Origin of the sequence: Caballeronia sp. LjRoot34 (assembly GCF_964253815.1) — a bacterium.
GTDB lineage: Bacteria > Pseudomonadota > Gammaproteobacteria > Burkholderiales > Burkholderiaceae > Caballeronia.
The window spans coordinates 83,841-97,119 of sequence record NZ_CAXUSB020000006.1 but is presented as its reverse complement, the minus strand read 5'-3'; the positions used below and the strand labels follow the sequence as shown (position 1 = coordinate 97,119).

Below are 13,279 nucleotides of genomic sequence, written 5' to 3'. Positions count from 1 at the left end.
GCTCGCACTACCTCGGTGGCTCCGTTCGCGAAAACGGGACGCTTATCAATGCAATCGTCCGTGCCGGACGAACGCTGGAGACCCGCCAGGCACTGTTGAAATCGCTCTCGGCCGCTTGGTCGAGCCTAACCGGGCAACCGGAGCGCAAACTCGTCATCAGAGTCGAGGAAGCGGACGCGGAGACGATCATGGAAGCGGGCCTCATCATGCCGCGTCCGGGCGAGGAAGCCGCATGGATGGCCGCGAACAAGGAGACGCTTGGCGAGCTCGCCGTGTAAGCCCAAAGGCAAGCAGCAATGTTGAAGGCATCGGTTTGTACGTGATTCAAGCGTCCAAGCCGGAGCCTCGAATCATGCGGTACGAACTTATAGACCTTGAATGCGCTGCCATCGGTCCTTCCTTCCGAACAAGACGCGCGGCATTCCGACGCGGCACGCAGTCAACCGAACGCCTGACGTCGAAAGTGGGAGGCGAATGCCCACTTGTGGGAGCTACTTCCGACCATTGGCGTTTTCAATCAGCGAGTGCTCATATAGGACAAATAAAGCGAGGCGTGCAGGCCCTGAAGCTTCTTGCGGCAATCCAAAATTTCGTAGTGGCGGCCTTGTCGCTCAAGGCTGAGTAATTCAAGCAGCAGTCGCATGGCACGCTCCGGACTCCTCTGCGTTGAAGGTTGCGCCGCGATCAGCAGGCGCGCAAGAACGGGTTTCTCGATCAAGACCCAGGCGGGGAACCAAGCGATATCCGTGATATCGCCGGCGCCTTCAAAGCTCGCGTAGAACTTCTTGAGCAATGAATCCAACGACTTATCGCCCATTCGATGGACAAACCCGGCACAGCGGTCCGGCGCGAGCCATGCGAGTTCCGCCAGGAGGGGCCATGTGTCCTCCAGTGCGTCGACACGGTAGGAGGCTTCGGCCATCCATGCTAGCGGAGCTGGAATGCGACGCCATGATTCGATCGTAAGGACCGCGTCGCGCGCAGCCGACCAACCGCCTGCCCGCAGCCACAGCGCTGCGGCATGGGTGTCGATCGAATCGGCTCGGAAGGGCAGAGAAGTCGCACGCTGCGCCAGTTCCTGCCATAGGGGTAGGAGCCATCGGGTCCCCGCGTGCTCGCCCCACATGCGTAGGGCGGCCGGGGTCGTTTTTTCAACGAGTGCACAGCGTGCTTCAGCCGCGACCTGATGATTGGAGAACGCGATGGTTGACCGCAGATCGAGTGCGCCGGCCAGAACGGTCAGTTGGGGAATGCTGTCGTCGTCGGGATACTCGTCACTCAGCCGCCGAAGGGTCTGCTGTGTCTCACGCGCGTCGTAGCGTTGCAGCGCGCTCAGGACATCGTTGCGCAGCATCACATCGCGGCTGTCAGCAAAAATATCGAGTTGCATGCTTGGAATCGGGCGCTGGCAGCTGTTCAGGTAGAAACCAATTATGCCATCTACATCTACTGCCCGGGATTGACTGGCCGGAGCGACGCCGGCTGTCACGGATCGGCGTAATCGAGCCGGGGATGATCGGCCCGATAAGGCCATCGAAACGGGGTATGGAAACGCGATTTCGGAGGCAGGTTTTGATCGAATCCAGAGGTATCGCGCAGGGTGCAATGATGAACTGGGCAATACGTGAATGCCGCAAACTGGAACAACGTCGCGTGAAATCCAGTCTACTTAGACGGGCACCGGGCCCTTACCGGCGCGCCAGTAATCTGTCGTGTCCTTCGCTCGCCCGGTGTGGCAAGCCGTCGCTAGTCAAACCGGGCAATCACGTTCAGGTCGTTCAGCCGACACTGGTTTCGACAACCGCTAACGGGGTGCTCACGGCCGCGCTCTTTGGTGATGTCTTTTTCGTCGGTGTCTTCTTTACGGATGGCTTCTGCGTCGTATTCACGGCAACTTTTCTACCCACGGTCTTTGCGGTCAAGGCCTTCTTGGCAGCAGGCTTCGTCGCTACAGCTTTCTTCTCCGCTACCTTCTTGACGCTAGTTTTCTTGCCTGGAAGCTTCGCGCTAGCCGCATTCGCCGAACCGACGTCGGCGCCGTCAACCAGAAACCGCGTCCGGTCTTTCACTGCCGCAAGCCACGCGGGTGCCGGACCGCGTCCGCTCCATGTTGCTCCGGTCTTCGGGTCGAGGTATTTTGCTGGCTGCGGTCCTTTACGTTGTCCCTTGGAAGCAAGTGCACCTGCAGCTACCGAGGCTTTCTTGGCTGCAGTCTTCGCCTTACTCACAGGATTCACAGGACTCACGCTCGCTGCGCGAACAACGTCCGTACCACTCGCAATTAGAAACTTGGCGCGATCCTTGGCATCTGCGATCCATGCCGGCGCGCGACCGTGGCCGGTCCAGGTGGCACCTGTCTTAGGATGTTGAAACTTCGGTGGGGTCCCGCCATTTAGACTACGGGCAACCTTCACCTTGACGTTTGGAGTACTCCCGTTCGCCGCTTTCGATTCGCGCTTTGCCTTTGCTTTAACTTCGATGTCTACGGTCGTCAAACCGTGCGTGAGCATAATTTTTCGAATTTGGTCGACCGCCGCTTGCGCCTTTTTTGCAATCAACGTATCTGCTTGCACCTGCAATTTCTTCATCTTTTGTTGGATCTGTTCGAGGGTTGGCATGGTGAGCTCCTTAAGTGGATATGGCCGCACTATGCCATGAGCCTCGATAGTGTGAAAGCGCTGATAGGGTCTTCGCGTTACGCATATGCAACCAACGACGACGGTTGGACCGGTAAGCATCCTTTGCGATTTGAGTCTAGCTGCAAGCGTTTGTGTACGCTCGATAACCCCGATTCATGCGAGACGAGGCGCTGGTTTTCGCAGAACAGTGACCGTCAGAGCGTGGGTCTATTGTTTGATTTGACTGTCTTTGAGCGTGTTCCAAGCCGTATTGGGTAAGAGTTCTACTGGACCCGCCTCCATGAAGCGCGGTACAGGTCAGCATTTTCGTGACTTTTATGGCAAAAACCCCTTGATTCATGGGCCGAAACGTTGCGTCTTCATGTCGGTGTTGTTACGCTGGCGCCCAACCCGAGAATTTGTACCTTTGCGTTAGTCGGTGACGGCGCAAAGGCAAAGGCCTTGGGCAACCTTTGACTAGAAGAGAGGCATTCATGGCAACAACCGCCACCAAGAAAACCGCGACTTCCGCTACGAAAAAAGCGACAACTATCAGCAAGAAAGCGGCGCCAGTCGCGAAGAAAGCAACCGCACCTGCAGTGAAGAAGCTAGTTGCAGCAGCCACTCCTTTGAAACCGATCAAGGATACGTTCACGAAGGCATCGCTGACCATTCACCTGGCCGAGCGCTCGGGCGTGGAACCGAAGGCGGCCAAGGCGTTGTTGGCAGCCCTCGAAGAAACGGTGCTCGCATCGATTCACAAGAAGGGCGCGCAGGAGTTCACGCTGCCGGGCTTGCTGAAGGTGGTTGCGCAGGATGTACCGGCCAAGAAGAAGCGCTTCGGCAAGGACCCGTTTACGGGTGAAGACAAATGGTTCGCGGCGAAGCCGGCTTCGGTGCGCCTCAAGGTGCGCCCATTGAAGAAGCTGAAGGACGCCGCGCTGTAAGCGAACGAGTTCTGACCTGGAAATGCCCCTCGTGACGAAAGCCTGTGAACTGAGAGGCGTCTTCCATTTGCCGTCGTGGTCGACGACGCCGGCGCGGCGATGGAATTGCAAAAAAATGGTTGATGGCAGCGAACGAACTGGCATCCACGCCCTCGGGTGAGACCACGTGCCTCACCTGCAAACCACATGACGTCGGCTGTCGTCTCTGTTGGCAACGGCAGCAACTGCTCTGGCTGCTACACCCAGACGCCGGCGACGACTAGCCGCTGTGCAGCGACATCTGGCTTTCCAACAACGCGCGAAGCTCATTCGAATCGGGCTGTGTTCCCCAATTGCGGGCGCCGGCGACAGACGCAATGGCCATCCACGAATTTGGCGGAAACCCACTCGCGCAGGAGAGCGCCATCCTTAAGGATGCGAAGACGTCGGGTCTGTGCGCAGTACTCGGCGCACCTCTCTGTGTCTGCCGACTGCGCGGTTACTCGAAGGCTACGGATTCGCAGCATGGGTCTCTCCAAAGTGATGAGGCGGTGACTGTGTAAGCCGCTGACATGACCGTCATGGACTCAAGGCGAGCCGGAGCGAAGCAACCCGTCTATTGGCCCAATCGCGACGCAATAATCTGCGAGTTCGACACGCGCTACCTGGTACCAGTCATCAGGACTGCGCGACCGCGGAGCGTTGGCTAACGGCTACCGCCTGCTCTTTCTCCTTTTCCTTTGCATAGTGATGCCCCACGAATGCAACAGCCCACGGCTCCGAGTACGGCATGGGGGCCCGCGACGTGGTCGGCCACTCCTCCGACCATCGCACCTTTCAGGCATCGCGCTGCGTGCGCCGTGCCGACGGCCGTCAGTAATGTCAGCGCCGATATTGCAGTGACCACATTCCGTGTGTTCATTTGTGGCTCCAAACAAATGGTCGGACTCGGATGCTGTCCAGTCACTGGAGTCTATGTGCGGGTCGCGCTCACAAGTGAAACCGGCTTGCGAGATTGGTAACATGCAGTTGCCGCTCGCACTGATGTCGCCGACGCAGAGCACTTGCGCTCTGGAACAACAGCGACAGGCTCTTGCGCCGGCAACTGGCGGTGATGACTGGCGATGCTCTTTTGACCAAGTTCGCCGAAGAGATCGCCGAGACCGTTGCGTACCCCATTTAAACGCCGGTTCAGCCGGCCTTACCGCAACAACGCGAGGCCGAAATCGGAAGGCGTATCATGGGCGGCGATTTCCACTACAGAGCGACTTGCCATGGCTGAAGTTAGTTGGTTCAACCAGATAGACCGCGAGTGGGCAGCACTGACCCGGCACGACCCAGGTCTCGACATCGAGAAGTTTTATCGACACGTATTGTCGGCCTATAAGTCTGGATTTGCGCCTCTAGAATCCATCGCTTCCACTGCGAACGCATTGCTCGTGTCGGCGCTCCCTGGCGCGGCGTATCTCGGGCGCAAGATGCTGGACCAGGTGGGCGTCGACAAACACCCGGCCCTACGGGTCACGTACGCGATATCGCTGCTCAGTGGCACCGGTGGCGAGGCCGACTACGCGTTGGGTCACCGCGTGCTGAGGGATGTGCTGAAGGATGAACACGCCCCGGACAAACTCAAAGGTCTATCCGCCGCCGCTCTTGGTGACAGCGCGCGGTTGGGGCGCGGAGAAGCGGTGGACCTCGAGCTTGCCAAAGCTCAGTACGAGATAGCGTTCGAACTCGGCATGCGAGATGCGGCTCATACCCTCGGGCTTTACTGGGAAAACTGTTGGAGCGGCGCCGCGCCCGGTGACGTTCTTCCGGACCGGCCCCGCGCACTGCAGTGGTATAAACGCGGCGGCGTAGCGAGCCCGAGGTGCATGGCGCGACTCGACGCCCTGACCACCAAGTAGTGCGGCGGGCCCGGTAACCGGGCCCGCATAGTAGTTGCCCAGTCGTTATTGGCAATTGGTCAACGGCAGTATCGAAGGGAGACGCTGCGCCAGGTTGGGCTCATCCGGGCGGCACAGGCCGTCGGATTGAACCTTTCGGAGATTCGATCCGGAGCAGATCAATCGCGCACAAGCCGAGCGGGATGGAGCTCGCCAGAACGGCGGAGGAAGTCCGCAAGCTCGCGGCCAAAGCGCGCGAAGCTGGGGCGAAACTAGCCGGGCAACTGGAAGCCACGCGGACGCAGAATGCCGCGCTGCTGGCAGCGATGAAGGAAGTCGGTACCACCGACAAGTCGACAAAAGGCGGAAAGGGCGCGGCGAAGTCACCACGTCCAGCGCGCCGTAGTTCTTCAGCGCATGTTGTTCACAACCTGCAGCTCGCCGGCGCCGCAGATTGTGAACGCTTGTCGGCTGATTACAAAACACGCGATCGGGCTGGCCAAAACTGTAATCAGCACGAGCCATGTGTGCGGTAGTTCTTCAGCGCAAGCCATCGCTCGTCACTTGAGAACGCGGGGCAGGGCCGGCGATGCTTAAAACAGTTGATCGTCAAGCGGCACCAGATTGAGCCACTTCACGGCACTGCGCCGCTCGACGCCGTCACGGTGAATCGATTTGATCATGACTCGTTGGCCGCGCGCCTCGCCGAGCACTTCGGCAATGCGGTCGCCGTATTGCACGAGTGTTCCGCGGGCTGGTCGACGGCGAATGCTGGGTCGGGTGCGTTTCGTCGGCATCGCGCAAGAAGGATTTTTGGAAGACGTATGATTATGCCCATTGCGGCGCATGCAATGCGTCTACTGGCGATTGTTTCTGTCGTGTTTTCCAAATCCTAGGTTTTTGTTATGCGCCGAATCGTTGTGCGTCGCTCACCCGTTCATGGCCGCGGCGTGTTTGCTTTAACCAACATCCCCTGCGGGGAGTCACTCCTCGAATACAAAGGTGATGTGACCTCCTGGCGCGTCGCAAGCCAGCGCTATCAACGCAACGGGGCCGAGGATGGCCACACGTTTTTCTTTGGACTGGATGACGGACACGTTATCGACGGTGCACGCGGTGGCAACTCTGCACGTTGGCTCAACCATTGCTGCGAGCCGAACTGTGAGGCAGAGCAAGAGGGAAGCCGTGTGTTTATCCGGGCGATCGCTGCAATCACGCCCGGCGAAGAGTTGTTTATCGATTATTTGCTCGACGTCAAGGGCCGCCGCACGGCTGCTCTCAAAAAGCTGCATGCGTGTCGATGCGGCGCGCGGCACTGCCGAGGAACGATGCTCGCCCCACGGTAAGTCGAACGCAGCGTTCTGACGACTGCCGTGCGCCTTTCATTTCGGGACCGCGATCGCGAAACCTGCGAGCGTCTCTCAATGCCCTACGGCGCATTACTTCTGTCCAGATTCAGTCTGGGAGGCAAGACCAACCATCCGCAAGGACGTTGTTCCGCTCAGAAGTATTGCCGAAGCAAAATAGCGCTACTGCAATGACAGCACTTGTTACTAGCAATGTTCATTGAGCACAGTAAATACAGCCTTATGCAGCAAGGGCTTGCGGCTCTACACGTAAGAAACCCCAAGCCGCCCGCGCGAGGTTGAAAACTCCCCGCCTCGTCACGCCGTAGAAGACTCGGCCTTACCGGTAGCCGCCCATTGGGTCGAGCGGGTAAATGCTGTCGAGCGAGACGTTGCGGCGAAGCTGGATGCGTCGGCCGAAACGGTGCAGGCGTGCGCTCGCGCTTTAGAATCGACAGGGACGGAGCTAGAGAACGCTCGGCAGGCTGCGCGGCAGGAGATAGACAAGCTGAATCAGACGTTGGACGAGCTCCGCGCGGCAGTGGCGGCACAACAAACGGCATTGCAGGAAACGAAGCAGTGGGCGACAGACAGGATCCGTCGGATTTACTTATCGATTGGAACAATAACGGTTTGTGCTGCGGTTGGGTTTGCCATCGCGTATGTGCTTCTTAAGCACGTTCACGTGATTCCGTAACCTGCAATAATGCAACTAACTATCGATCGAGCTTTTGTCCGCCTTCACCCCCCCATGCAAGGGCCGTGATCAGTACCAGACCCGCTTGATATTCCTACAACAGCACATTGCTCCCAAGGCTGCCGTCCTTCGCACGGTTCGGAGCGTTCCGCCAACCGCTCCCGCGCTTGCCCGATCCCATCTTGATTAGCAGATTTTAGTGAGGGTTCCGCATTACTAGCGTTGTTGGATGTGGATTGTGGTCTCGCTGATCGTTAGTTGCGCCGTATCGCTCTTGTCGACTAGCTAGTGAACACTCCGGGGTAACATCCAGTAGAGGAATTGAAGTTATAAATATCGTTATAAATATAACGATTGTTGTGGCAGAATTTCACGTACAGTCATCGCATCGGGGTGGCCACCGATCACACGATCCGGAGCCGCCTTGACTGACCCGCTAGCAGAAAACCTGCGTGAGGCGCGATTCGAGCATGAGATACCCGAGGCTCAGGCAGGGAATACCGCATACCCCCTCCTGCACAGCAGGCTGGCGATCGACGCGGCGCTGCCGTTCGATCCGGCGCAGCTCGAGGCGGGGCTCAGCGCGTGGCGCGATGACGGGCTGGCACAGCCTGATGGGCTAGCGAACGGCCGTGACGACGGTGCTCCCTCCGGTGCTGCGAGAATGCCGCCGGCGGGTAGAGCCCGAGGCGCGGGCACCTGCGTCGTCGGTCGGCGTCGCAGCTGGCAAGCGAAGGGGCGGCGCATGACTGGACGGGCGACCACTGCAGCCAACAGACGTCGTTGAAGGCGCTGGGTCAAGGCGGCCACATTGCGCTGCGCAGTGCAGGGCACCGTCGACCGGTTCGTCGACCAGCGCACGAACCGGCAACGCCGAAGGAAGAACGGACCATGACAACCCTGAGCAACGATTGCCGCACGAGCCTGTACCGCATCATCTGGGAAAGCGGAGAAGGCAGTGTCCAGGCGTTTGCACTCGAATCCCGACGCGAGACTGCGCGGCGGTTTTTCCAAGCCGCGATTGCGCTGATCGCCGGCAGGCCCGCCGATGATCTGGAGCTGTGTAACCTGTATTCGTTCCGGGACCTGGTCGACAACGGCGTGAGCGAAGACGAAGAGCTGCGCGTCTTCGAAATCGGATCGCGCGGCGAGCTCGTTACCGCGTGGGTCAACAAACCGCTCTTTCTGACGACCGATCCGACGCTGGTCGGCAAGTGGGCGGAGCTGCAGGTGCAACTCGCCGCACAGGCCGCGCAAGACGTGATCCGACGCGTCGGGGGAGGGCGATGACACCGCGTACGTTGAAAACCGCACTCGGCGATCACACGGTCACGGTCCTAACGGGTCGCGAGCCGTCTCTGCGGGATCATGCCATGGTGATCGAAACCCTCACCGGTGACGACGAGCCGCCCTACGGCAAGCTCCCCAATGATCGCGCGGTCCTACGGCTCGCCCACGCGAGATCGACCTGCGACGTCGCAGGCGTTGCGACGCGGGTGTAACGCAACATGACCCGTACCACACTGACCTGGTCGGACCCGCAGATGCGTCTGATCGTGACCGGCATCGAGCAATGCAACCGTGCGTTTCCCACGGACAACCCACGCTTCCTCGATGCGGTGATCAACGAGATCCGCGCCGTCACCGGCCGCCTGTACGGGGCCAAGACGTACGCGCGCCTGATTGACGCCGTGCCGGCATCGATGGCGGTTACGCGCCGGCCGAGCCTGACGACCATCCAGAAAGCGATCGAGCGCGCACAGGCTCTGGCTCCCGCGACGCTGCCCGCCGACGAAGACGTGGCAGCGTCGTCCGCGTTGGACTTGAGTAGCCTGCGCCGGGCGGTAGAGCCGGTGGTGCGGGATGCGATCGGCCCACTGCATGCATTACTCGCCCAACTCCTGGCCACCGGTTCGTCGCCCAGCGTGTTGGGCGGCGCACCGTCCAACGAGCAGGCGCTGCAAGCGAGATCGACCCAGACATCGCTGGAAGACGCCCATGCGCGCGTGCGCCACCTCGAGGACGAAACCGCGCGGTTGCGGCGCGAAGCGGGGCAAGCGGAGGCACGCGCGACGATCGCCGAATCCCGCATCACGCAATTGCTCGAACAGCTGCATCAGGCGTTCTCACACTCCGCCGTCGGCGCCGACACGTTGGCGAAGGCGGCGAAACGGCTTGAGGGCACGGAACAGTTTCTCAACATGCAGAACGACGCGGCTCGCCTGCAGGCGACGGCCGAGGCTGAGACGCTGCGCCGGCAGGTCGATCAACTGCGCAAGCAAATCGACCATCTGCAGCTCGACAACGATCAATATCGGCGCACGCTCTCGAAGCGTCCTGGCCGTAGCGGACAACCGGGATGACAGGCCCTTGTACAAGGAAAGCGCAGCGCGCCTCAACGGCACCCGCCACTGCTGATTGCCATCGTGATTAGAGGCAGGGGTTTGGCGTTAGACGAAAAACGGCGGGGTTTTCGTGCGCACATGGGCTCATCGCGACGGATCGCGCGAACGGCGATCTGATGCGTGAGGAGGGCGGTCGCGTTCGGCGCCCTTTTTGCTGACGTTTTTTTCAGCGGCAGGTACGCTGCGGCGCTCGGCCGAGTGCCTGACGGCGGCGCGTCCTGACGATTGCGCTCGGCCTGGCTAAATCAGCTTGCCTGCGAGCGCGGCGGCCACTTGCTTCATCTGTTCATCCGAGACGCCCGACGCGCTGGCCACGCCGTTGCGCCAAAGCTCCGATTCGCGAATAGCAAGCTGGGCCTTCAGAGGCTTGCGCGTGCACGCCATGGCAAGCAGTTTGAGCATCACCTCAAAACTCGGACCACGCTCGTTTTCTGCTGGAGCGGCCTTCACAGCGCTCAATTCAGCCTCGGCCCGCGCGAGCCGCTTACGCAGCACCAAAGCTTGGCGCCTATCCGATTCTGCGGCGGCCGATGCCTGCTCTTGCTCGAGACGCAGTTGATTCAGTGCGTGGCGGGCCTCGGATAACTCGGCGCGCAGGATCTGCATGTGATGCGGTAGGCCATCATTTTTCGTTACTGTTACATTAATTGAGGCAGCACGCTGTCTCTGCCGGTAAGCGGCCTGCCGCTGCGCGTTGCTCATCGCATCCGGTTTTCGTGGCCGGCCACGACCGCGCTTGGCTTCCTGATTGCCTGCTTGAGCAGTCACGTTATTCGTAACCTCACGCATATTGACCTGGGGCGAGGTCTCTATTTTCCGTTATTTATAACGAATATCCAATGCGCAAGGTGATCGTCTTGTCTCGGTGGCTCACCCGCGCCCGCCTGAAGACGGCTAACAGAGCGCTCAGATCCATTCATACGGCGCGTGTAGGGCGACAATACTTGACCGATGTGTTTTTGTGAGCGTAGAGGGTCCATCGAGTGGCCGTGTGTCTGGCAGGTGTGCCGCCTCTTGTCGGCCAATAGCAGACGATGGCGCATACGCCACGATCGTCGACAATCGCCTTGATTGCGGGTGACTACAGCTACTTGCAAGCTTGGCGGCAAAGTGAGATCGAAGACCCATATAATCTGCCCGGGAAGCGAATTTCAGCTGCTGCTTTACCATTCGATTTGAACCCCGTGTCCCAACGCTGGCATTCCTGAGAGGCCACACTTATGGTCAACGAATCAGCCTTCATCCATCCGACTGAAGTCATTAAATAGGCACTGTCATCGGCGCTTGCGTCGACAGCGGAAAAGCCGCCTGCTTCTACAACCGTGATAAAAGCGGTCAATTTAGGAATCGATCCATCGTCGACTTTTTGCCGTCGGAAACGGCGCAACGAGTTTCTCGTTACGCCAAGCGCAAGCGGAATTCAACGCGGTTCGCCGCGTGCTGAGTGATACAAGTCTAAATACGCTTAGCTCTACGCAACAAATCTGACGATGCCGCCGTCTACGCGTAGCGCGGCACCAGTAGTGGCCGAAGCCTGCTCCGAACAGACGTACACAACCATATTTGCAACCTCTTCTGTTGTTGCGAATCGGTTGATGAGCGATGTGGGACGCGTTGTATTCAGGAATTGCTGCTCGGCGGCTTCTTGGGTGATGCCTTGGCTCTCGGCCCCGGATTTCATCCAGTTCGACATAATTTCGGAGCGCGTCGGGCCTGGAAGAACTGAATTTACCGTTACACCTGTTCCGCCGACCGTTTCCGCAACCCCTCTGGAAATTGCAAGTTGCGCGGTCTTTGTCATACCGTAGTCGATCATTTCCTTTGGTATGGCCAGTGCGGACTCGCTGCTGATGAACACAACTCGTCCCCACCCCCGCTTCACCATTTTCGGCAGATAATGGCGAGTCATCCGTACACCGCTCAAGACGTTGATCTGGAACAGGTCGAGCCAATCATCATCGGTGAGCTCGTCAAAGGGCTTGGGCTTTGCCGTGCCCAGGTTGTTAATCAAAATGTCGGCCCCTTCCACTTGCTTGAAAAAAGATGCTGCGCCTTTCGCTGTAGCCAAGTCGGCGACGACGCCATCGATGTCAGACTCGGGAAATAGCTGACGTATCTCCTGAACAGCTTTGCTAACCCGTTCTTCGCCTCGGCCGTTGACCACGACAGACGCTCCAGCGCGCGCCAGCCCCTCGACAATCGCTCGGCCGATACCGGCAGTAGAACCCGTTACGATCGCCTTCCGGCCTTTTAGATTGATGTTCATAGAATCTTCCTCAGATTAGATAGCGTTGGAGACGCAGGATGGCCTTTGGCGAAGCGCCTCGGCGAAGCGGATAAAACGGCCTTGCCCTAAGGACCATTTCAAGACGACTCTGAAGGATTGTTAATCTTTTCGGAAAGCTGTAAACCCAACACGCTTACCTGCAAGAATGAACATAGAAGACGTTTTCTCTGCTCTTAACTAGAGGCCAATCGTAAAAGCTTTCTCCGCCAAAGATAATCCCCAACTTGTTCATAAGATTCATTCTTATAAAGAATAGATCCGGCGCCTGATCTGGTGGAATTGACGCGGCAACTATGTCTGCCGATTCATGTCGGTCGACCAGCGCCAAGCCGAGCGGTATGAACGTGTAGCAATGTCGATGGTCGCTTCGACAAGGACATCTCGTCTATGACGCAGCGAAGCGAATATTCCAACCGGGCGCGTGAGTGCGTGATCTGGAGACATGCAACTATGGAAAGCGCGTTGGGGCCTCACACCGCCAATGGATTCGAAGTGCCAGCAATGCATGCTAAAAAGCAAGCGCGCTCCCAGCGTTCGACGACGGGAGACCGATGGAAGCATTATGCCGAGGGGGTGCGGAAACTCCATTTATGCCGCTAAGGGCGAAGTCGGTCGGATCGATCAAATTAGAGGCGTCAAGCTTGCGCTAATCGAGCATCGCGGCCGCAAGAAGCCATCAGGGCGAATGGCTGCTTTACGGCTCTTTGATGGGCCGGTTTGGGTCGACTTGAGCAATCACGTCGGGCACAAGCCGGCCATGAACGGCCGGTCGACATACGCCCTTGAATTGTTGACAATCGCTATCCCGACTCAGATTCGTCTCCAATTTGTCAACTGCTGATTGCCGTACCCATTGCCCTCGATTCCGACCGAGCTAGTTGGTCTGCTTGACGGTCCATCCGGGCGGTAGTGTTGTGGGAATCTCCGCGAGCGGGGCCACTCCAGCCTCTGTGATCTTCGCCACTTCGCCAGTCTCAGTGTTCAGCCGCAGGACCATGCCACCGGCTTCCACCAGCCTGTAGCGGTCAACTGAATGGGTGTCGAGGTCTAGCTTGCAACCGGACAGGCCGAGCGTGACGGTGAGGAGGATCGGGAGCAACGTCTTCATCCTTAT

General features: G+C 58.8%; 13 protein-coding genes and 2 pseudogenes. 9 read left to right on the top strand and 6 right to left on the bottom strand.

Annotated features, from left to right (window positions below; all coding sequences use genetic code 11):
* Positions 1-278, top strand: a pseudogene (locus ACSQ36_RS44450) (tautomerase family protein); the annotation flags it as partial.
* A gap of 239 nt (positions 279-517) precedes the next feature.
* Here the strand turns inward: ACSQ36_RS44450 and ACSQ36_RS44445 are convergent.
* On the bottom strand, positions 518-1,390 hold the full coding sequence (locus ACSQ36_RS44445; RefSeq protein ID WP_436187195.1) for a hypothetical protein: 873 nt from the start codon (positions 1,388-1,390) through the stop codon (positions 518-520).
* A 388-nt stretch (positions 1,391-1,778) separates the two neighbouring features.
* Complete coding sequence (locus ACSQ36_RS44440) at positions 1,779-2,618, bottom strand: H-NS family nucleoid-associated regulatory protein (protein WP_436187194.1); 840 nt, start codon at positions 2,616-2,618, stop codon at positions 1,779-1,781.
* A 494-nt stretch (positions 2,619-3,112) separates the two neighbouring features.
* On the opposite strand from ACSQ36_RS44440, the gene ACSQ36_RS44435 reads away from it, so the two are divergent.
* From ACSQ36_RS44435 to ACSQ36_RS44425, 3 genes and pseudogenes are all read left to right on the top strand, one after another.
* Positions 3,113-3,565, top strand: coding sequence for an HU family DNA-binding protein (locus ACSQ36_RS44435; RefSeq protein ID WP_436187193.1), 453 nt, complete (start codon positions 3,113-3,115; stop codon positions 3,563-3,565).
* A gap of 1,045 nt (positions 3,566-4,610) precedes the next feature.
* Positions 4,611-4,724, top strand: a pseudogene (locus ACSQ36_RS44430) (GntR family transcriptional regulator); the annotation flags it as partial.
* 94 nt (positions 4,725-4,818) lie between these two features.
* Positions 4,819-5,451 carry a sel1 repeat family protein gene (locus ACSQ36_RS44425; protein WP_436187192.1) on the top strand — a complete coding sequence of 211 codons (633 nt, stop codon included), beginning with the start codon at positions 4,819-4,821 and terminating at the stop codon, positions 5,449-5,451.
* 572 nt (positions 5,452-6,023) lie between these two features.
* Here the strand turns inward: ACSQ36_RS44425 and ACSQ36_RS44420 are convergent.
* The gene (locus ACSQ36_RS44420; protein WP_436187191.1) at positions 6,024-6,170 is read right to left on the bottom strand and encodes a hypothetical protein; all 147 of its coding nucleotides are present in this window, start codon (positions 6,168-6,170) and stop codon (positions 6,024-6,026) included.
* A gap of 165 nt (positions 6,171-6,335) precedes the next feature.
* Here ACSQ36_RS44420 and ACSQ36_RS44415 point away from each other — a divergent pair, with 165 nt between their 5' ends.
* From ACSQ36_RS44415 to ACSQ36_RS44395, 5 genes are all read left to right on the top strand, one after another.
* Positions 6,336-6,776: an SET domain-containing protein gene (locus ACSQ36_RS44415; protein ID WP_436187190.1), complete on the top strand. Its 441-nt coding sequence runs from the start codon at positions 6,336-6,338 to the stop codon at positions 6,774-6,776.
* Positions 6,777-7,897: 1,121 nt separating this feature from the next.
* Entirely contained in the window at positions 7,898-8,260 is a 363-nt protein-coding gene (locus ACSQ36_RS44410) for a hypothetical protein (RefSeq protein ID WP_436187189.1), read from the top strand.
* Positions 8,261-8,364: 104 nt separating this feature from the next.
* Entirely contained in the window at positions 8,365-8,763 is a 399-nt protein-coding gene (locus ACSQ36_RS44405) for a hypothetical protein (protein WP_436187188.1), read from the top strand.
* A complete protein-coding gene (locus tag ACSQ36_RS44400) occupies positions 8,760-8,975 on the top strand; it encodes a hypothetical protein (protein WP_436187187.1) in 216 nt (71 codons plus the stop codon). Before ACSQ36_RS44405 ends, ACSQ36_RS44400 begins: the two co-directional genes overlap by 4 nt.
* Before the next feature lie 6 nt (positions 8,976-8,981).
* A complete protein-coding gene (locus ACSQ36_RS44395) occupies positions 8,982-9,836 on the top strand; it encodes a hypothetical protein (protein WP_436187186.1) in 855 nt (284 codons plus the stop codon).
* A gap of 282 nt (positions 9,837-10,118) precedes the next feature.
* Here ACSQ36_RS44395 and ACSQ36_RS44390 read toward each other — a convergent pair whose 3' ends face one another.
* From ACSQ36_RS44390 to ACSQ36_RS44380, 3 genes are all read right to left on the bottom strand, one after another.
* Positions 10,119-10,580 carry a hypothetical protein gene (locus ACSQ36_RS44390; protein ID WP_436187185.1) on the bottom strand — a complete coding sequence of 154 codons (462 nt, stop codon included), beginning with the start codon at positions 10,578-10,580 and terminating at the stop codon, positions 10,119-10,121.
* 769 nt (positions 10,581-11,349) lie between these two features.
* On the bottom strand, positions 11,350-12,144 hold the full coding sequence (locus ACSQ36_RS44385; RefSeq protein ID WP_436187184.1) for an SDR family NAD(P)-dependent oxidoreductase: 795 nt from the start codon (positions 12,142-12,144) through the stop codon (positions 11,350-11,352).
* Between the two features lie 895 nt (positions 12,145-13,039).
* The gene (locus ACSQ36_RS44380; RefSeq protein ID WP_436187183.1) at positions 13,040-13,273 is read right to left on the bottom strand and encodes a hypothetical protein; all 234 of its coding nucleotides are present in this window, start codon (positions 13,271-13,273) and stop codon (positions 13,040-13,042) included.
* Between the last annotated feature and the right edge of the window lie 6 nt (positions 13,274-13,279).

Coding starts and splice junctions, on each gene's coding strand:
- ACSQ36_RS44445 (WP_436187195.1), bottom strand. CDS start 1,390: ATGCAACTCGATATTTTTGCTGACAGCCGCGATGTGATGCTGCGCAAC.
- ACSQ36_RS44440 (WP_436187194.1), bottom strand. CDS start 2,618: ATGCCAACCCTCGAACAGATCCAACAAAAGATGAAGAAATTGCAGGTG.
- ACSQ36_RS44435 (WP_436187193.1), top strand. CDS start 3,113: ATGGCAACAACCGCCACCAAGAAAACCGCGACTTCCGCTACGAAAAAA.
- ACSQ36_RS44425 (WP_436187192.1), top strand. CDS start 4,819: ATGGCTGAAGTTAGTTGGTTCAACCAGATAGACCGCGAGTGGGCAGCA.
- ACSQ36_RS44415 (WP_436187190.1), top strand. CDS start 6,336: ATGCGCCGAATCGTTGTGCGTCGCTCACCCGTTCATGGCCGCGGCGTG.
- ACSQ36_RS44405 (WP_436187188.1), top strand. CDS start 8,365: ATGACAACCCTGAGCAACGATTGCCGCACGAGCCTGTACCGCATCATC.
- ACSQ36_RS44400 (WP_436187187.1), top strand. CDS start 8,760: ATGACACCGCGTACGTTGAAAACCGCACTCGGCGATCACACGGTCACG.
- ACSQ36_RS44395 (WP_436187186.1), top strand. CDS start 8,982: ATGACCCGTACCACACTGACCTGGTCGGACCCGCAGATGCGTCTGATC.
- ACSQ36_RS44390 (WP_436187185.1), bottom strand. CDS start 10,580: ATGAGCAACGCGCAGCGGCAGGCCGCTTACCGGCAGAGACAGCGTGCT.
- ACSQ36_RS44385 (WP_436187184.1), bottom strand. CDS start 12,144: ATGAACATCAATCTAAAAGGCCGGAAGGCGATCGTAACGGGTTCTACT.
- ACSQ36_RS44380 (WP_436187183.1), bottom strand. CDS start 13,273: ATGAAGACGTTGCTCCCGATCCTCCTCACCGTCACGCTCGGCCTGTCC.